The following is a 19,865-nucleotide window of genomic DNA, read 5'->3' as shown; positions in this document are numbered from 1 at the left end:
AAAGTAAAGGGGACTTAAAAATGGCTTTATCAAAATTAGATAATTTGTATCGTCAAGTTATTTTAGATCATTCAAGCCATCCAAGAAACAAAGGCATCGTCAATGATCCAGCCGTTCACACAATTGAATTTAATAATCCAACATGTGGTGACGTGATTCAATTACAATTAACAATTGATCAAGATGGCAGAATTTCGAATGTTAAGTTTGATGGACATGGATGTTCAATTAGTACGGCAAGTGCTAGTATGATGACACTAGCAATTTTAAATAAAACAGTGGATGAAGCACTAGAAATGGCAGAAACCTTCTCACAAATGGTTCAAGGCCAAGAAGTTGATGATGAAGCTTTAGGAGATGCCGCATTATTAAGCGGTGTATCAAAATTCCCAGCTAGAATTAAATGTGCCACACTAGCTTGGAAAGCATTAGAACGTTCAATTGAAGAACAACGAAAAAACGATTAAAAGGGGGATAATTAAAGTGAGTAAAGTACCAGAATTAGAAAGTTATAAATACGGCTTTCACGAAGATGTAACCCCTGTATTTGAAACAGAAAAGGGATTAAATGAAGCAGTTGTTCGTGAAATTTCTGCAAAAAAAGAAGAACCAGAATGGATGTTAGATTTCCGTTTAAAATCATTAAGAACATTTGAAAAGATGCCAATGCAAACATGGGGACCTGATTTATCCGATATTAATTTTGATGAATTAATTTATTTCAAACGTGCTAGTGATAAACCAGCTCGCTCATGGGATGATGTACCAGACAAAATCAAAGATACTTTTGAAAAAATTGGTATTCCAGAAGCTGAACGTGCCTATTTAGCTGGAGCTAGTGCACAATTTGAATCAGAAGTTGTCTACCATAATATGAAGGAAGAATTCGATAAGTTAGGAATTATCTTTACTGATACCGATTCAGCTTTAAAAGAATATCCTGAATTGTTCAAAAAATACTTTGGTAAATTAGTACCACCAACAGACAATAAATTAGCCGCTCTAAACTCAGCAACTTGGTCAGGCGGAACATTTATCTATGTACCAAAAGGCGTAACTTGTGATGTACCACTACAAACTTATTTCCGTATTAATGATGAAAATATGGGACAATTTGAACGTACATTAATTATTGTTGATGAAGGCGCACATGTTCATTATGTAGAAGGATGTACCGCTCCAACTTATTCAAGTGATAGCTTACATGCGGCAATTGTTGAGATTTTCGTTGAAGAAGGCGGCTATTGTCGTTATACAACTATTCAAAACTGGTCTGACAATGTGTACAATTTGGTAACAAAACGTGCTCGTGCAGCAGCCGGCGCAACTGTTGAGTGGATCGATGGTAACTTAGGTGCCAAAGCGACAATGAAATATCCATCAGTATACTTAGAAGGACCACATGCGAAAGGTACAATGTTATCAATTGCCTTTGCTGGTGAAGGTCAAATACAAGATACAGGTGCGAAAATGATCCATAATGCGCCACATACCTCAAGTTCAATTGTTTCTAAATCAATTTGTAAAGATGGCGGGGAAGTAAACTATCGTGGACAAGTAACCTTTGCTAAAAAAGCAGAGCACTCATTCTCACATATTGAATGTGATACGATCATTATGGATGACTTATCTAAATCAGATACAGTACCATTCAATGAAATTCACAATGGTAAAGTCGCTTTAGAACATGAAGCGAAAGTATCTAAAATATCTGAAGAACAATTATTCTACTTAATGAGTCGTGGTATTAGCGAACAAGAAGCAACAGAGATGATTGTTATGGGATTTGTTGAACCATTTACCAAAGAATTACCAATGGAGTATGCTGTTGAACTTAATCGCTTAATCGCATATGAGATGGAAGGTTCAGTTGGTTAATAACTGAATAATTATAAGCAGTTTTGCGTTTGTATAATTAGTGGAAGCTAATTGTATAAACGTTTTTTTTGATTGGGATGGTATAATGGAGGTGAGAGTTGAATTAGGAGGTTAAAAAATGACAAAATGGATGATTATTTGCAATCCTAAGCATGATGCGGTGGATCAAGCATTTCAGGAATTGGATACTATTGATTGGAAAAAGTCGAATAAAATAAAAGTTGGTGATGATGTTTATATTTATGTAGCTTCACCTGTTCAAGCCATCAAATATAAATGTAAAGTTATCAAAACTAATCTTTCAAAAGCAGAAATTGATAACAAAAAATTTGAGCTGAACAATGAACATTATGCGAATGCTGAAGAATATATGCGCTTGCACTTATTAGAAACATATCCTGATGAATTATTGCCCTATCAAGACCTGCAGCAAAATGGTTTGACATCTGTTCAAGGCGCTAACAGAATGTCGGATGAATTGGTAGCATATATCGAAAGGATAGTAAAAGGTAATGCACGTGATGCGGCTTATCCTCGTGAGTATGTGTTTGATTCAACTCTTCCGATTAGTAAATGGAAAGAATTATTGCTAGATACATCAATCTTTACTGAAAAGAATATTGCATTACTAAAACGCATTTATTTAGCAGATAATCATGCAACGACTTGTTATGATTTAAGTGTTGAAGATGGAGGTTCTCCTAGTGCGTATAATAGCTCAATTGTTAGTTTGGCTAAAAAAATTATTAAAAAAACTGGTATTTCTCCAGCAATATGTGATGAGGAAGAAGCATATTGGCCGATCCTGTTTTGGGGAAGGGAACGTCAAGATAAGCGTTTTGAATGGAAATTACAACCAAAATTAGCTAAAGCAATGCAACAACTATACCCAGAATTGATTAATGATTTGAATTTAGAAACAGAACGCCTAGCTGATGAACAATTGATTGAAGAATTAAAAACAGCTAAGATTATTAAAGCGGAAGATTTTCAATATCGTGGAAGATCTAAAAAGAAAGTAGAGCCAATTTATCATCAAGGTCGTAAAAGCTATCCACGAGATAAAAAAACGGCACTGAACGCCTTAGCTCATGCCAATTATTGCTGTGAAATCAATCCAAATCATGAGACTTTTATTAAAAAGAATTCTGAGGTACCTTATACCGAGCCACATCATTTAGTGCCTTTAGCTTATTCAGGGGATTTTGAGGTTTCGCTTGATGTAGAAGAAAATATTGTCTCACTATGTAGTAATTGTCATAATCATCTTCATTATGGTAAAGATGCGGAAAAATTAATTGTACAATTATATAAAGAACGTCAATCTGATTTAAAAAAAGTAGGTATAGCGATTAGTTTAGAAGACTTACTAGCCATGTATTAAGTAACACCAATTCCGACCATACCTTCCAGTCTGTTGGCGAATTTGTTGAAGTTGTCTTCAGTTTTGGAGAAAAAGCACTAAAAGTTGAAGTTCACTTCAGTTTTAGCGAAAAAGTACAAAAAGTTGAAGTTAGCTTCAGTAAATGGTAATATAAATGTGACAAAATGAGAAAAATGAGGTGCTAGTATGTTTCAAAGACCGAAATATTTACAACAATTAATTAATTTTAAGGATACCGACTTTATTAAAGTTATTACAGGAGTTCGTCGTTCAGGAAAATCAGTCTTATTAATGCTATATAAGGAATATTTATTGAGTCAAAAAATTGCTGAGGATCATATTATTTATATGAATTTTGAGAGTTTTGAATACCAAACAATTACTAATGAAGCGAAATTGCGTGAAAAGTTAATGGAATTAATGCCAAAAGACCAAGAGAAAATTTACTTTTTATTTGATGAAATTCAAGTTGTTGATGGATGGCAAAGGGTTATCAATGGCTTGCGTGTTAGTTTCGCAAGTGATATTGTCGTGACTGGTTCAAATGCTAAAATGTTATCTGGTGAGTTAGCAACTTTACTGAGTGGACGTTATATTGAAATTCTGATTTATCCATTATCATTTCGCGAATTTTTAACAGCTAAGGGAATTGATGAAAACTCGCGTCAAGTTGACCGCATGTATTTGGAATATGAAAAGTATGGCGCTTTCCCAAGTGTTGTAATTGCTGATGAAGGAATTAAAGATACGATTTTATCTGGAATTTTTGATACAATTGTTTTGAATGATGTCGCTTTGAGAGCCGGTGTCAAGGATGCGACGGTTTTACGGACTTTGATTAGTTTTTTAGCGGACAATGTGGGGCAATTAGTGAATACCAATAAAATCGTGAATACCTTGAAAAATGAGGGTGTCGATACTTCAATCCATACGGTGAGCCGTTACCTTGAATTGCTGGAGAATGCTTATTTGTTTTATCGTGTAAAGCAATACGATATTCGTGGTAGAGAGTATTTACGTACGAATGGAAAGTATTTTATTGCTGATAGTGGTTTGCGTAGAAATACGATTGGGCGTAAGGATGGCAATTATAGTAATCGTTTGGAAAATCTCGTCTATATCGAATTATTGCGTCGTGGCTATACGGTGGATGTCGGGCGAATTGATACTAAGGAAATTGATTTTGTCGCACGTAAATTAGATGAAACTATCTATCTGCAAGTGGCTTATGAATTGCCAAATAATACGCACGAAACGGACAATTTACTGAATATTAAAGATAATTATAGAAAAATGGTGATTACGGGTCGCTACCAAGATGTCGAGCAAGTTGATGGCATCCCGATTATTTACATTGTTGATTGGTTATTAGAAGATGAAGCTTAACACCCCCTTGCTAAACCCTGTCAAAAAGTAGTAAACTTGATAGGAATACAAAACTGGGTGGTCGCTACTAAGAGGAGTGCTGCTTGGTTAGGAAAGAGGTCTAGTATGTTATTAAGTGTTGTGGTGCCTTGTTATAATGAAGAGGCGACAATTCGACCATTTATTCAAGCTATAAAACCAATTGAGCAGCAATTAGCTAGTGAAGTTGCGTTTGAATATATTTTTGTGAATGATGGCTCAACTGATGAGACTTTGGCTGTCTTGCGTGAGGTTACAAAAGAGGTTGAGAATATTCATTATTTATCATTTTCTCGTAATTTTGGTAAGGAGAGTGCGATGTTAGCAGGTTTGGAGGCTAGTCAGGGCGATTATGTGACGGTGATGGATGTTGATTTGCAGGATCCGCCTGAATTATTAATCCCGATGTATCAGAAGTTGCAAGAAGGCTTTGATGTGGTGGGCGCTCGTCGTAGTGATCGTAAGGGTGAGTCGCCAGTGCGTTCGTTCTTTTCACGTGCTTTCTATAAAATCATTAACAAGGTATCGGATACGAAGATGGTTGATGGCGCAAGGGATTTTCGTTTGATGACCCGCCAAGTGGTTGATAGTGTCTTGGCTTTGTGCGAAGTGAATCGCTTTTCGAAGGGGATTTTTGCTTGGGTTGGTTATGATACAACTTATATTAGTTATGAAAATCGAGAGCGTGTGGCTGGTGAGACTTCATGGAGTTTTTGGCAGTTGGTTAAATATTCTTTAGATGGTTTTATTAATTTTTCGGAAGCTTTATTGAGTATTGCGACTTGGATGGGATTTTTATCTTTTGTTGCTTCAACAATTAGTATTATTTTCATCGTGGTGCGCAAGTTAACAGTCGGCGGAAGTGTTAATGGTTGGGCAAGTACGGTGACGATTATTCTATTTATGGGTGGCATTCAATTATTATGTATGGGAATTCTTGGGAAATATATTTCAAAAATCTTTTTAGAAACGAAAAAACGTCCGCAATATTTCATTAAAGAAAAAGGTTAATAATAGAAGTTGTTATGGCATAAAAAAGAGCTATGACAACTTTTTTTTATGTTCACATATGTTATACTAAAGTTAGACAAATATAATCACGATAAGGAGGTGTAATATATGAAAAGAGTTATTATTTTAGCAGGAACTGTCTTATGCTTAACGGCTTGCCAAGGACAAAATCTAGACACCTCTAATACAATTAGTAGCGAAAGTAGTCAAGTTGAACAAGAATCAGTATTATGGTCCCCTGAACAGGAATTGCAACTGACTGATTCTATGGAAAAAATGGAAGCTGATGACCCTTATTATCCATATACACCAGATAATAATTTGGATTATGCTGGAGTTGCTTTACCAAAAGATATCTTAGTAGAGACAAAGACCGATTGGATACCAGCTTTAGTAATAGAAGGTATGAAGGTTGAACCTATCACATTAACTTGGTATGATGCGAACAAGGGAGCTAGTGAATCTGAAGATACATATCAAGTAGTGAGCATGTATTCTAATTTAACGCGTGAGAATTGGCCGAATTTTCATATTTACTTATTCACTTTAAAAGATGGTAAGCCAATTGTTCTACATTCTGCGCAAACACAAGGATCTTCAGAAAATTACTTTAAGTTTGAAGTAGCAACAGACCCTGAAATTACGGAAATGTTTGATAATATTGTTAATCCGTAATCGATATAAGAGCTAAAGATTAGCAGATATCTTATTAAGAGTCTATAAAAATCCCCCTTCACAATTTTGTGAGGGGGTATATTTTTTAGACTTATAAAACATATTGTGCGATAAGACAATCGAATTTGCGGACATCAACGCCACGTTTTAGATTGATTTTGATGTGGCCGGCACGTGTCCATAATTCTAATTCGGCAGTGAAATCAAGTGTGCCAGCATTTTCGCTTGACCACATATTAATGGCGCTAAATGGTAGGGAATAGATTTCTTTTTTGCGTCCAGTAATCCCTTGTGAGTCGCTAACAATCAGACGTTTATTAGTGATAATTGCTATGTCACGTATGGTTGTATAGGCTGCTTGGGCTTCTTCTCCTGGGATTAATAGTGTTTGGATATCAGCTGGAATATCCGTTTCTCGTACAAAGGTCCATTCTAGAGTCATCGTTTTTCTCCTTCTCCTTATCCTTTTTGTTCTATTTTTTTGGTAGTTAGATGCCAATCGTCGGGGAATCCTAATGATTGTAGGATATTATTGACGGGAATGACAGTGATTTTATTATCTAAATTTTTAATGCGTTTTAATAGAGTATTATGGAATTGGGCATATTGATTTTCTGTTAAGAATAATTCTAATACTAAATAAATATGATAAACTTTATTACGATTTTTGCAATTTTTAGATACTTTTCCATCGTATATTGCCGAATAAAACGCTAAATTCGTATCATAAGAAAAATCCAACATGCGGTAATTATGGGCGACAGCATTTCTAATTAACTTAATATGTTGTAAGTAATTGACGATAATATTGTAATTAATAAATTCATGCGCATTTTCTGGTGTAAATTGATGAGCAATAGTCGTTCGTAACCTTTTTGGTAAATATTCATAAAATTGAATCACCTCACCAAGAGTTAAATAGTCAATAATTGCCCAAATTGGTGGGTGGTTAAATGCTTCATAATATGGTTGTAAATCGCTGGTATCATAATCTTTCATCCGATGTTTTGTGACACGTTGAATATGCTTAATCATGCCATTGATTTCATTAGGTTCAATTTTCCCGCTATATGAATTAGGATTTAAATAAGCGATTGGCGTATTTTCATGATATTTCGCAAAATGATAGGCTAAAATCGATTTAAAATGAGATTCTGCGTCCATAATATGTTTGAATAATAATGATTGCAATTCCTTATCAAAATAATGTAAATGGGCTACTTCATCAAATGTTGTCCCAGGTAAGTAATGCTTGCTATTGAATTTGAAAAAATATTGGCTATAGCCATGAATCACATTGAAGTAATTATTTTCTAATAGATATTGCTCAGCTTTTGGAACATTTGTAATGGATAGTCCACGTTTTTGTAGCGTAGTTATTTGATGTTCTAATGCTAGAAAATGTTCCATATATAGATTCCTCCATTCCTATTTTGTCGTTTAGAAAAACGCAACAGTTCGATTATAGCACATTTCTACTTTGGATAGAGTACTCTTTTAGAAAACGCTTATATTTTCTTAATATTTATGTTTTGGGAAGAAAGTATCATTTTGCAACTAGAAATAGATTGTGCTATAGTTTATATATCAAAATAATTTGATGTAAGGAGGCGGAAGATGCAAGAATCAGCTCAATTTTTTAAGGCTTTAGCTGATGACAAACGTTTGAGAATTATTCATTTATTAGGCGGTGGGGAGCAATGTGCCTGCTTTTTACAAAAGGAAATGGACTTAACGCAATCGGGCTTGTCGTATCATATGAAGTTATTAACGATAGCAGGAATTGTTAAGGCTCGTCCAGATGGTAGATGGATTCATTATTCTTTGGCGGAAGATTTTATTAGTAATGCCAACCAAAAAATTAAACAAGTATTAGAAAGCTAGCAATTAATCAAGCTAGCTAAAAAAATCAGTTATATATCAAAATAATTTGATGAATAAAATACAAAAGAGGTGAGTGATGAATTATTTAAGATTATTGGGTGAATTTATTCAAAATCAACTATTGGGTATGCATTGGTTAAATGAATGTGTAGGTCAGTTATTAAGCTTTTTAGGAGTGGATTTGGCGACTCGTTTGGGTGGATCAGTGCAATTCTTTCTATATGATGTCTTGAAGATTGGCGTCTTATTATGTGCGATGATTTTTATAATTTCATATATTCAGTCGTATTTTCCACCAGAGCGAAGTCGTAAGATTTTAACGAAATTTAGCGGGGTGAAGGCGAATACGGTGGCTGCGTTATTAGGAACGGTGACGCCATTTTGTTCTTGTTCGTCAATTCCTTTATTTATTGGCTTTACTTCAGCGGGTTTGCCATTGGGTGTGACTTTTAGTTTTTTGATTTCGTCGCCAATGGTAGATTTGGGGAGTTTGGTCTTATTAATGAGTATTTTTGGCTTTAAGATTGCTTTAGCTTATGTGGTTTTAGGTTTGTTGATTGCCGTTGTAGGTGGTTTTTTAATCGAATATCTTGGTATGGAAGATCAAGTACAAGATTATATTCGTCATGCTAAACAGGTTGATTTGCTTGATGAAGCACAGTTAACAATGAAAGAACGTTCTCAATATGCAGTAACACAAGTAAAAGAGACCTTTCAAAAGGTATTCGTCTACATCTTAATCGGTGTTGGAATTGGAGCTTGGATTCATAATTGGATTCCAGCAAGCTTTGTGACGCAAGTTCTAGGTGGGGATAATCCACTTGGGGTCTTATTAGCGACAATTTGCGGTGTTCCGATGTATGCGGATATCTTTGGTACGATTCCAATAGCAGAGGCTTTATTAGCGAAAAATGCCCAATTAGGTACGGTCTTGTCGTTTATGATGGCGGTGACGACTTTGAGTTTGCCGTCAATGATTATGTTGAGTAAAGCGATTAAGCCTAAGTTAGTGGCAGTATTTATGACAATATCAACACTAGGAATTATCTTGGTGGGTTATTTATTCAATATGTTTAGTTATTTATTTATATAGGAGGATGATAGTATGTTTGGATGGTTTAGAAAGAAAAAAGAGAAACAGGTTGAAAATACAGAAAAATGTTGTTGTCAAGGCAAATGCCAAACGCCAGCGCCAGCAACAGAAATGAATGAAGATGGGATCATCGTTTTAGGAACGGGTTGTCCAAAATGTCATGAATTAGCGAAAAATGTCTTAGTAGCATTGCGCTCATTAGAAATCGATGAACAAGTCCACCACATTACTGATTTGAAAAAGATTGCCAAATATGGCGTAATGACAACGCCGGCATTAGTGATTGATCAAAAAGTGGTTAGTTATGGTAAAGTCTTAACGGTTGAAGAAGCCAAAGAAATTATTCAACAATACCGCTAATTAAATAGTTAGGAACGTTTTTCGTATTAAAACAAAGCACCAATTTCAAATCAAAAAAAGTACCAGTTTCAAGACAAAACAAAAAGCACCAGTTTCAATATAAAATTAAAACCGATGCTCGAACTATTCAGTGAATCATTAACAGGTACCGAAACGATGGATATCTCGTTTTAGAATTTGCAAGTAATGTCAAAAAGAGAATAGACAAAAAGTGATGTCTTATACCCTTACTCTTAAGTATGGATAGGAATCAGTATTTGAGTCGATTAATGGGGCAATTCTACAATGAATCACTGAATAGAGACGCATAAAATGATGCGTGTGAAGAAATATATCACAAAAGAGTAACTCAATCAATGGAATAAAAATGTATTTATAAAGAATAAAAAAATATAATCTTTATTAAAAATTATTAGAATTATGATAGAAAAGCAGGTAGAGTAATTATATGAAAACTAAGAAAAAAGTCGCATTTGTATGTGTGCATAATTCATGCCGTAGTCAAATGGCAGAATCCTTTGCGAAAAAATACGGCGAAGGTCTGATTGAGGTATATTCAGCCGGAACCCAATTACGACCACAAATTAATCAAGATGCGGTAAGAATTATGAAAGAAATGTATCATATTGATATGGAAGCCACCCAAAAATCAAAATTATTATCAGATATTCCAGTAGTAGACTATTTGATTACAATGGGCTGCAATGTCAAATGTCCAAACTTGCCATATCAATACCAGACGGAAGATTGGGGATTAAAAGATCCAAGTGGCAAGGAAGACGCGGAATTTATTAAAACCGCTCAAATAATTGAAGAAAAAGTAAAAGAATTCATAAACCGCATTCGTTAAGGATATAAGAAAGGGTACTACAGCTATTATTGTGGTACTTTTTTATTTAGAAGAAAACCGTTTCAAAAAATGTTCCAATCACTATATATCTATTTATTATAGAAAATATCCTATATACCTAAAATAACGAGCGATAGTGGTTCTGAATCTCAGTTCAATCATTTGAAAGGCTTTCAAGAGTATGTTATTTTTTACTTGTAAAAATTTTAAAAAAGGAAGGGAATAAATATGAAAAAATTTACAGCATCAACAACAACAACTTCAGGCAGCATGAAAGTCGAAGCAACTGCAAGAGACTTCAAGATTGTATTTGACGAACCAGCAAGCGTTGGCGGAACTGATGCAGGAATGAATCCTCCAGAAGGTTTATTATGCGCATTAGGTGCTTGTCAAACAATTGTAGCGCGTATGTTTGCGAAAGCTCAAGGCCTTTCATTTGAAGAATTACGTATTGATCTTGAAGCGGAACTTGACCCACGTGGATTTAGAGGAGAGGAAGGTATTCGTACAGGACTACAAGAAATTCGCTCAACAATGCACTTTAAATCTGATGAATCACCAGAAAGATTACAAGCATTTGCTGAATTCATCGAAAAGACTTGTCCAGTAGGCGAAACATTAGCTCACGGTACTAAAGTTGTACTAAATCCAGTCGAAATTGAAAAATAATCAACAATTGTTATAAAATGAACAAATAAAAAGATGGCAAGTAGTTTCAATCATTTACAGTATAAATGATGGCTACTTGCTTTTTTATAGGAATATCACTGATAATAGTCCACTAAATCATCTGAAAACATTTTATTGTGGTATAAATACTAATAAATTATTGCTAAAAAATAACAAATAAAAATATTTTTTAAATACTTGCGTAGCTAACTATTGAACTTGTGAAAAAATTATGTTATTTTATTAGTGTATTAAATTTAGAAGAAAAGGGATGATTAAATATGTTAGAAACATTTAAATCAAAAGCAACATTATTAGAAGAAGGATTGCAAGTAGAAACTTCAGCACGTAATTTTAAAATTATGTTTGATGAACCTGAAGAATTAGGTGGAACAAATGCAGCCATGAATCCAGTTGAAGGTGTTCTATGCGCATTAGGTGCTTGTCAATCAATCGTAGCTCGTGCATTTGCAGAAGCTCATGATGTTACCTTTGAAGAATTTAGTATTGAATTAGAAGGGGATTTAGATTTAGATGGTTTTATGGGAGTATCAGATGTAAGACCAGGTTTCCAAGAAATTCGTTTTGTAATGCACTTTAAATCTGATGAACCTCAAGAAAAATTAGAAGAATTTGCTAAATTTATTGAAGCAACTTGTCCAGTAGGGGATTCTTTAATGAATGGAGTAAAATTAGTATGTAGTGCAGTTAAAAAAGACTAATAATAGGATAAATAAAAAAAGGGGGAGTCAATTAACTTTGGCTCCTTTTACCATATAGATTGAAAGAGAATAGGTGATTAGAATGTTTGTGAAAATGTCAATGATTCCAGGGAATAAAGAAGGTACAGTAGGCAAAATCAGTGCAAAAGTAGGCGATGTAGTAAAAAAAGGAGATGTCTTAGCCCAAGTTGAGACGGCAAAAGGCAATCGTCCGGTAAAAGCTACAGTGGATGCAAAGATTAAATCAGTCTTAGTTGAAGAAGGCGATAAAGTGAAAACTAATGCTGAAATGTTTGAGTTATCAGTTGAAGAAAAGATTGAAGAAATCAAAGAAACTGTCAAAGAAGTCGTTAAAGAAGTAAAAGAAAAAGTTGCCTCTAAAGAAACTAGCGCAATCATGATTAAAATGTCCATGATTCCAGGCAATAAAGAAGGAACAGTCGGCAAAATAAGCGCAAAAGTAGGCGACTCAGTAAAAAAAGGAGATGTCTTAGCTCAAGTTGAGACAGCAAAAGGCAATCGCCCGGTAAAAGCAACTGCTAATGGAGTGATTAAAGCTATCTTAGTCGATGAAGGCGGCAAAGTAAAAACTAATAGCGAAATGTTCTCCCTAAACCAAGCTTCTTCAACAGAACCAACAACTAAAGCAAGTCAATTAGTTAAAAACTCTTCTAAAAAAGAGACTGATTTATTAATTATTGGTGCAGGACCTGGTGGATATGTAGCCGCACTAGCAGCCGCAAAACGTAATCTAAAAGTGACTTTAATTGAAAAAGCAGAACTAGGTGGTACATGTTTAAACGTTGGTTGTATCCCAACTAAAGCCTTAATTAAATCAGGTGAAGTATGTCATTCAGCTCGTATGGCAGCTGAATTTGGTGTGAAAATTGATGGTGATATTATTGTTGACCTTGAAGCAGCCGTTAATCGCAAAGACCAAGTTAAAGGTCGTTTAGTCAATGGAATTGATATGTTATTAGCTAAAAATAATATCGACTTAATTTGTGGTGAAGCTGCATTTGTTAGTGAAAAAGAAGTGAAAGTTGTAGCGAAAGATGAAGAAGTATTGGTTACTGCTAAAGATATTATTATTGCAACAGGTTCAAAAGTAGCTACCTTACCAATTCCAGGTATCGACCTTCCAATGGTATTAGATAGTACAGCCATGCTAGCAAATACAAAATTACCAACATCATTAACGATTATTGGTGGTGGCGTAATCGGAATGGAATTTGCCTTTTTATATCGTAACTTTGGCGTAGAGATACATGTAGTTGAATATATGGACCAAATTCTTTCAATGTTTGATAAAGACGTATGCCAAGAAATTACTGATATGGCAAAAGATGCCGGTATTCATGTTCATACAGGAGCTAAAGTTACTAAGATTCAACAATCAATTGAAGGGGAAGCTATTGTTAACTTTGAGACAAAGGATGGCGAACAATTGGTTGTTAGTGAATTAGTCTTATCTGCTGTAGGACGAAATGCAAATATCGATAACCTAGACTTAGAAAAATCAGGTGTCAAATTTGACGACAAAAAACGTGGTATCGCAGTTGATAGCCATATGAGAACGAATGTCGAACATATCTACGCAATTGGTGATGTAACAAATATGATGCAATTAGCACATGTGGCATCTCACCAAGGTATGGTTGCCGTTGAAAATATCTTAGGAAATGATAAAGAAATGGATTACCATGCCGTACCAAATGTGGTCTTCTCACACCCAGAAATCGCGTCAGTCGGAATTGGTGAAGACGAAGCTAAAGACAAAGGAATGAACATTAAAGTAAGTAAATTTGCCTTTGCTGGAAATGGTAAAGCCCTAACTATGAACGAAGAAAAAGGCTTTATCAAATTAGTAAAAGATTTAGATAAAAACAACATTATAGGCGCAACAATTATCGGACCAGACGCTTCTAGCCTAATTGCGGCCGTAACAATTGCAGTTAATAAAGGATTAAATGAAGAAGATATTGCAGAAACAATCTTTGCACACCCAACAACTTCTGAAGTCATCCATGAAGCAGCTTTAGATTTAGGATTTGGAGCATTACACGCTTAAGATGAAAAAGTTAGTTATTTCAAATTCACATAATCCATATTTCAATATTGCTTTAGAGAATCATCTATTCAATGAAGCAAGTGAAGATTTATGTGTCTATTTATGGCAAAATGATCCATGTGTAATTGTTGGGCGCAATCAGAATCTATTTGTTGAATGTGATTTGCATTATTTAGAAAAAAAGGGTATTTACCCCGTGAGACGTTTATCAGGGGGAGGAGCGGTATTTCAAGATCGTGGCAACCTTTGTTTTACGATTATTACTAAGGAAGAATTAGGGAATACTGAGGAAAATATCGCTTTAGTAGATGCCGCTTTAAAAGCATTAGGAATTACTTGTGAATTTAGTGGGCGTAATGATTTATTAGTGGATGGTCGCAAATTTTCTGGACATGCTTATTATGTAGAAGATGGCAATTATATGTATCATGGCACAATGATGGTAGATGTTGATTTAGAAGAATTAACTCGTGCTTTAACCCCCTTAAAGTTGAAGTTAGAATCAAAAGGAATCCAGTCTGTTCGCAGCCGTGTTGTGAATCTTTGTGAAGTTAACCCAGAAATTACTATTGTAAAGTTAATTAATGCTTTTAAATGTGTCTATAATTATGATAAAATAGAGTATATTAATGATGATGCATTGCAGCTACCATTAGCAAGTCAATTAGCATCAAAAGAATGGTTATATGGCGAATCTCCTAAGTTTAATTTACAATTAGAAAAGAAATATGATTTGGGAAATATTGCTGTTCGTATATTTGTAGAAGATGGTCATATATCAGAATTAATGATTAGTTGTGATAGTTTGGAAGTTATTGATTTTGCACCAGCTATTGCACACTTAAAAGGTCAATTATTTACAGAAGATTTCGTTTGGGAGCAAATTGAAAAGTGTTTTTATTGAGCGGAATTCTCATTTAGGGGGAAGAACATGTTTCGTTTAGAGGATTGTATTTCGTTTGTGACGAATCGTAGTGCAAAGGAAATGTCAGACGAATTGGAAAGACGCTTGGCACCGTATCATGTAACGCGTGCACAGTGGACAACGTTATATTATATTAGGATTAATAGTCAAATTAGCCAGAAGAAATTGGCTAGTTTATTAAGTATTAAAGAATCAAGTGTTGTAAGACAATTAGATAAGATGGAAAAGGCTGGTTGGATTAAACGAGTTACTTGTTCAACTGATCGCCGTACCAAATGCTTATCCTTAACTGATACCGGTTTACAAATTGAATTGGAAATGGAAGAAGTTGTAAGTGATTTTAAAAATGCAGTGGTAGAAGATATTCCTGAAGAAGATTTAACGGTCTTTAAAAATGTTTTACAAAAAATGCTTGATAATGTAATTGATTAATATCCATATAAAAGGAGAGGGAGCTGTTTTATACAGCTCCCTTTTTAAGTTGTTCTTTTGTTATGAAATAGTTTTTTGACACAAAAATTAAAAATAGTTACTCATGGGGGTGAGTATTGTAGTAGTTATGGGTGCAAGTATTTAGTAAGGGACTTTATCAGCTGAAGTGGCAAAATAAACAGTTGAAAAATAAAGTATGCCTACTAAATAAAAGCTTCTTATAACCTCCTTTCTAAAGAGATACTTGTGGTTAATAGATATGCAAGTCAGATAAATTACTGATTTGCGTAAAGAAATATACCACAAGATTTGATGACAAAATAGACTAAATTAATGTCAGTTAGGTAACGATTTTGAGAAAGAATTTCCGCTAAAAAACGAAAATTGTAACGTTTGAAATCTAATTGTAAAGAGTGGTTTTTCTTTGTGAATAATCGCTATTTTTTGGAATATTTATGATAAAAACTAAAAAGAATTATGGTCTAAAACGTAACATTATGAAACTTTTGCCTTATTTTATATTGGAAAATCCTGGGAACTTCATAAAGATGACGTCAGGGGATTTATTGTGTTATAGGAAGAGTTTTTATTTGGGAAGAAGGGGCTTGTTGGAATAAGCAAGTCTTTTTTTTTTGCAATACTTTTATAAGAAAACGATTAAAAAAAGATTAAAAATAACTTAAAAAATAGTCAAACAAGTCATATAAACTAATTTTTTGGTCAAAAGAAATTCGCTTAACAAATCCAAAATTAGCTGATAAGATATCACTGAATTAAAGAGCAACCGTCACTGCAAACTAAAAAATGTGTAATCAATTAGTAGCAGACGAAAAAATGTTCTAAACATATTAAAAGGAGGTTATCTCATGTTTTTAGCACTGAAAGAAATCAAGAAGGAAAGAAAAAAATTTTCTCTAATGATGATGTTGGTTGCATTAATTAGCTTTTTAGTATTTTTTTTATTAGGTTTAGCATATGGTTTGGCAGAATCGAATAAGACAGCCATTGATCAATGGAAAGCTAAGGGAATCCTGATGAGTGAAGAAGCTAATGGGAATATCTATGCGTCAACTGTTAATTATAAGACCTATCTTGAGTATGATGAATTAACTGCTGCGCCTATTAATGTTTCACGAACAGTAGCCTATCTAAAGAGTGATTCGGTGGCTAGGAAGCGGATGAATGTCGTTTTTATGGGAATTGACTTTTCTTCTATACTTGCTCCTCAATTAGTGGCTGGAACTTATCCAAGTAATCTTAATGAACTCGTTATTAGTCAAAGCTTAGAAAAAGAACAACATATCTCATTAGGTGATACATTACTGATTAGTCATAGCGGATTAGAATATTCAGTTGTAGGAATTGCATCATCTGCCAAATTATCGACCCAACCTGTTATATACACCTCATTAGAAATGGCCTCACCACAAATGTTAGTCCGCGAAGAATTACAATCTGCCTTATTTATTAATAAAGAACATCCTCCAACCACCATCTCAGCTATTGTTTTCCAAGAAATGCCAGAAGAAGTAAAAGGCGAATATAATCAACTAATAACAATTGATGCATTTATTGAAGCTTTACCCGGATACCTTGCCCAAAAACTCACTTTCGGTATGATGATTAGTTTTTTAATCGGTATTGCGGTTATCGTTTTGAGCATTTTTATGTATATTATTACAATCGGAAAGAAAGAAATTTATGGCATTATGAAAATTCAAGGTATTTCTAATAGCTATATTAGTCAATCAGTTATCCTTGAAACATTTTTTGTAACCGTAGTCGGCTTAGTAGTGGGAATGATTGTTGCTATTGTAAGCGGCAGGTTAATGCCAATGAGTATCCCATTTGAAATCAGCATAGCATTATATAGCTTATCAGCGATATTAATTATTTTAATGTCTATCTTAGGAGCAATATTTTCAGTAAGAAGCATTATGAAAATTGATCCACTTGATGCATTACGTTAATCTAACAAATTCAGGAGGGAAAAAGATGAAAATACTAGAATTAAAAAATGTTTACAAAGAATTTGTTGATGGAAATCATACCATTACCGCACTAAAACCCACCAATTTGCAAATAAATGCCGGAGAAGTCATTGCTATTATTGGTCCATCAGGTTCAGGTAAAAGTACTTTATTAACTTTAATGGCTGGCCTACAAAAACCGACTGGCGGTAGAATAGAATTTCTTGAAAAAGACCTGGCAAAACTAACGCCAAAAGAAAATAATGAATTGCGTTTACACCAAATTGGCTTTGTATTGCAATCGAGTAATTTAGTACCATTTTTACGAGTAAAAGAACAATTTCAATTAGTTGATCTGATGATAAAAGAAGACTATTCAGTGGAGCAGGCTAATCATTTGCTAGCAACAATGGGTATTCTTCAACGAAAAAACTTATATCCAAGTGAACTTTCAGGAGGAGAACGTCAAAGAGCAGCCATTTGTCGGGCTTTATATCCCAAACCACGCTTATTATTAACCGATGAACCGACTGCTAATTTGGATACGAAAAAATCTCGTGAAGTCATCTCTTTATTAGTACGAAAAACAAAAGGGACGAATCGAGCAACCATTATCGTGACGCATGATACTCGCTTATTATCGTATTGTGATCGCGTCTTTCAAATAATTGATGGCTATGTAGAAGAAGTAGTTGATACTAAAAATTTATCCTAAATAGCCACAAAAATTAGTAAAATTGACAAATTAGTCATGTTCCAACAGCCTAGTAGTAAAAACTATAAACTAATCCATTAGGTAAAACTTTCTAATAAAATAAAGTAAAAATTCCTTTTCAGACAACATTTCATCACGTAGCTTTATTTCTAAAGACATAAAGAAATAGGTACTCCTTATGATAATAATGACCATATCTTATTTACCAATCCAATCTAATATCCACATTACTCGGTTTTACATTCGTTGGATTAGAAAACAGTCAAAAATTATAAAACCCTTATAAAATATCCTACCTAAAATATAATATAATATGATACAAACTACTAGAGCGGTTGTTAACATAGAGCACAAAGTCCATCAGATTTATCTGGTGGGCTTTGTTGCATTTGGCTAGACAGTTAGGATAGGGATTCTATCCACCTTGAAAAGCAGCCAACTTCTTTGATAGACTATATATAGGGAGAAAAAGATAGGAGAGGAAAAAATGTTAGCATCAAGAAAACATACAAGACTACGAATAGGCTTAGTAGTGATTATTATCGGATTAATTGGTATTTTTTGGTATCGTAGTCCAAGAACGATTATTGAGAATGATTCATCAACTATTGCAGAAGTCCATATCAAAAACGGCCAGACAGGGGAAAGCCTATCCATCAAAGATCCACAGCAGATTGACTATCTTATTAACAATATGAATAAAGGTCAACTAAAGCGTGATGGACTATCATTGGGACAGATGGGGTATCGCTATCACATCACACTATTTGCTAAAGAATCAGATGATATTATTGGATGGGATAGTTTTATGATTAATAGTAGTGAAGTCATTCGCAAAGATCCATTCTTTTATCAAGTCGAATATCAGCTAATCGATCTAAACTATATTGAAAACTTATTCACTAAATGAAGATAATTCCCTCAAATTCATTGATAAATGTGGTATACTTAAGGTATTATTTCTATTTTTATTACCAAAAGGAGGCTTAGATGAATAATTTTATTAAAAATAATAAAGTCAGTATGATTACAAAAAACTTTATTCAAATTTATACAAAAAACGGATATGGAATTTTAAGTATAAGAGATACATTAATTATTATCTTAGCGACCATTATTTTTTATTATGCGGGTAAATCAGATGCTTTAAATATTGTTAATGAGGTTGAAGCGACATTACTAGCAATTTTAGCAACCGTTTATGGTAATGATTGTATTGAAAATGATTTTTTTACAGAATATCACCAAACGATTGAAAAAGAATCTACCAATATAGAAAGATTAATTGCAGCAAATAGTGTGTTTTTTATTAATATTATTTTAAATGTAATTAGTTTAACGATTATTGATATTTATTTTAGGGGACTGTCATATGGATTAGCATGTGGCTTAACAATGCTTTGTTTCTTAATTTTTGGATTAGGAATTTGTAATTTGCTAATGCTGTATACTTGTAATCGTAATATGAAGCTAAAAGTATCATTAATTATTTGTATTTTTTATTTTATTTTCTTTTATGATATTTCATCTATTTTTTTATTTTTAAGCACCATTTTAGCATATGGAGCATCATTATTATTGAATAAACATTAACCAAGAAGCAAAACGTCAATCTGAAAAGGTTGGCGTTTTTTTTGGTGTGCCAAGCATGGCACTAATCTAGCTGGTGAAAGTCCAGTCACGGGTATTTACCGCCAAGTGTAGCGAACCACAAGTTGGTATCAGAGATGGTATAGATGAAGGAAGTGGTGTAGCAAAGTTCTCGAGCCTACGAACAGAAACTTGATAAGGCGATTAGGTGGATAAGGTTGCCAAACAAACC

Annotated in this window: 21 protein-coding genes; 19 read left to right on the top strand and 2 right to left on the bottom strand. The window is 33.9% G+C overall.

Going from position 1 to position 19,865, the window contains the following annotated elements; all coding sequences use genetic code 11:
* The first annotated feature begins 20 nt into the window (after positions 1-20).
* The 6 genes from sufU to BMX09_RS06645 all read left to right on the top strand — a co-directional run bounded on the left by sufU (position 21) and on the right by BMX09_RS06645 (position 6,352).
* Positions 21-467, top strand: a complete 447-nt coding sequence (gene sufU / locus BMX09_RS06670) for a Fe-S cluster assembly sulfur transfer protein SufU (RefSeq protein WP_089747018.1) — start codon at positions 21-23, stop codon at positions 465-467.
* Between the two features lie 16 nt (positions 468-483).
* Complete coding sequence (sufB, locus tag BMX09_RS06665) at positions 484-1,878, top strand: Fe-S cluster assembly protein SufB (protein WP_089747016.1); 1,395 nt, start codon at positions 484-486, stop codon at positions 1,876-1,878.
* 118 nt (positions 1,879-1,996) lie between these two features.
* On the top strand, positions 1,997-3,262 hold the full coding sequence (locus BMX09_RS06660; RefSeq protein ID WP_089747014.1) for an HNH endonuclease: 1,266 nt from the start codon (positions 1,997-1,999) through the stop codon (positions 3,260-3,262).
* A 186-nt stretch (positions 3,263-3,448) separates the two neighbouring features.
* A complete protein-coding gene (locus BMX09_RS06655; RefSeq protein ID WP_089747012.1) occupies positions 3,449-4,648 on the top strand; it encodes an ATP-binding protein in 1,200 nt (399 codons plus the stop codon).
* Positions 4,649-4,753: 105 nt separating this feature from the next.
* Entirely contained in the window at positions 4,754-5,677 is a 924-nt protein-coding gene (locus BMX09_RS06650; RefSeq protein ID WP_089747010.1) for a glycosyltransferase family 2 protein, read from the top strand.
* A 108-nt stretch (positions 5,678-5,785) separates the two neighbouring features.
* Positions 5,786-6,352 carry a DUF4767 domain-containing protein gene (locus BMX09_RS06645; RefSeq protein ID WP_089747008.1) on the top strand — a complete coding sequence of 189 codons (567 nt, stop codon included), beginning with the start codon at positions 5,786-5,788 and terminating at the stop codon, positions 6,350-6,352.
* A gap of 91 nt (positions 6,353-6,443) precedes the next feature.
* Here the strand turns inward: BMX09_RS06645 and BMX09_RS06640 are convergent, their stop codons facing one another.
* Both BMX09_RS06640 and BMX09_RS06635 read right to left on the bottom strand, forming a co-directional pair.
* Entirely contained in the window at positions 6,444-6,794 is a 351-nt protein-coding gene (locus tag BMX09_RS06640; RefSeq protein ID WP_089747006.1) for a PH domain-containing protein, read from the bottom strand.
* 17 nt (positions 6,795-6,811) lie between these two features.
* Positions 6,812-7,762: an Abi family protein gene (locus BMX09_RS06635; protein ID WP_089747004.1), complete on the bottom strand. Its 951-nt coding sequence runs from the start codon at positions 7,760-7,762 to the stop codon at positions 6,812-6,814.
* A gap of 207 nt (positions 7,763-7,969) precedes the next feature.
* On the opposite strand from BMX09_RS06635, the gene BMX09_RS06630 reads away from it, so the two are divergent.
* The 13 genes from BMX09_RS06630 to BMX09_RS06570 all read left to right on the top strand — a co-directional run bounded on the left by BMX09_RS06630 (position 7,970) and on the right by BMX09_RS06570 (position 19,636).
* The gene (locus BMX09_RS06630) at positions 7,970-8,236 is read left to right on the top strand and encodes an ArsR/SmtB family transcription factor (RefSeq protein WP_089747002.1); all 267 of its coding nucleotides are present in this window, start codon (positions 7,970-7,972) and stop codon (positions 8,234-8,236) included.
* 76 nt (positions 8,237-8,312) lie between these two features.
* Positions 8,313-9,329 (top strand): permease, encoded by a 1,017-nt coding sequence (locus BMX09_RS06625; protein WP_089747000.1) that lies wholly within the window; start codon positions 8,313-8,315, stop codon positions 9,327-9,329.
* Positions 9,330-9,341: 12 nt separating this feature from the next.
* Complete coding sequence (locus tag BMX09_RS06620; RefSeq protein WP_089746998.1) at positions 9,342-9,689, top strand: thioredoxin family protein; 348 nt, start codon at positions 9,342-9,344, stop codon at positions 9,687-9,689.
* A gap of 448 nt (positions 9,690-10,137) precedes the next feature.
* Positions 10,138-10,539: an arsenate reductase ArsC gene (locus tag BMX09_RS06615; RefSeq protein WP_089746996.1), complete on the top strand. Its 402-nt coding sequence runs from the start codon at positions 10,138-10,140 to the stop codon at positions 10,537-10,539.
* A 228-nt stretch (positions 10,540-10,767) separates the two neighbouring features.
* Complete coding sequence (locus tag BMX09_RS06610; RefSeq protein WP_089746994.1) at positions 10,768-11,208, top strand: OsmC family protein; 441 nt, start codon at positions 10,768-10,770, stop codon at positions 11,206-11,208.
* Between the two features lie 281 nt (positions 11,209-11,489).
* Entirely contained in the window at positions 11,490-11,930 is a 441-nt protein-coding gene (locus tag BMX09_RS06605; RefSeq protein WP_089746993.1) for an OsmC family protein, read from the top strand.
* A gap of 82 nt (positions 11,931-12,012) precedes the next feature.
* The gene (gene lpdA, locus BMX09_RS06600; RefSeq protein WP_089746991.1) at positions 12,013-14,001 is read left to right on the top strand and encodes a dihydrolipoyl dehydrogenase; all 1,989 of its coding nucleotides are present in this window, start codon (positions 12,013-12,015) and stop codon (positions 13,999-14,001) included.
* A 1-nt stretch (position 14,002) separates the two neighbouring features.
* Positions 14,003-14,905, top strand: a complete 903-nt coding sequence (locus BMX09_RS06595) for a lipoate--protein ligase (RefSeq protein WP_089746990.1) — start codon at positions 14,003-14,005, stop codon at positions 14,903-14,905.
* Between the two features lie 27 nt (positions 14,906-14,932).
* The gene (locus BMX09_RS06590) at positions 14,933-15,358 is read left to right on the top strand and encodes a MarR family winged helix-turn-helix transcriptional regulator (protein ID WP_089746987.1); all 426 of its coding nucleotides are present in this window, start codon (positions 14,933-14,935) and stop codon (positions 15,356-15,358) included.
* Between the two features lie 866 nt (positions 15,359-16,224).
* The gene (locus tag BMX09_RS06585; RefSeq protein ID WP_089746985.1) at positions 16,225-17,328 is read left to right on the top strand and encodes an ABC transporter permease; all 1,104 of its coding nucleotides are present in this window, start codon (positions 16,225-16,227) and stop codon (positions 17,326-17,328) included.
* Positions 17,329-17,353: 25 nt separating this feature from the next.
* Positions 17,354-18,043, top strand: coding sequence for an ABC transporter ATP-binding protein (locus tag BMX09_RS06580; protein ID WP_089746983.1), 690 nt, complete (start codon positions 17,354-17,356; stop codon positions 18,041-18,043).
* Between the two features lie 487 nt (positions 18,044-18,530).
* The gene (locus BMX09_RS06575; RefSeq protein ID WP_089746981.1) at positions 18,531-18,953 is read left to right on the top strand and encodes a hypothetical protein; all 423 of its coding nucleotides are present in this window, start codon (positions 18,531-18,533) and stop codon (positions 18,951-18,953) included.
* Between the two features lie 80 nt (positions 18,954-19,033).
* On the top strand, positions 19,034-19,636 hold the full coding sequence (locus tag BMX09_RS06570) for a hypothetical protein (RefSeq protein ID WP_089746978.1): 603 nt from the start codon (positions 19,034-19,036) through the stop codon (positions 19,634-19,636).
* Positions 19,637-19,865: the final 229 nt, after the last annotated feature.

The organism is Granulicatella balaenopterae (assembly GCF_900111135.1).
GTDB classification, from domain to species: domain Bacteria; phylum Bacillota; class Bacilli; order Lactobacillales; family Aerococcaceae; genus Granulicatella; species Granulicatella balaenopterae.
The sequence above is the reverse complement of the archived record's forward strand: the minus strand, read 5'-3'. Positions and strand labels throughout refer to the sequence as shown.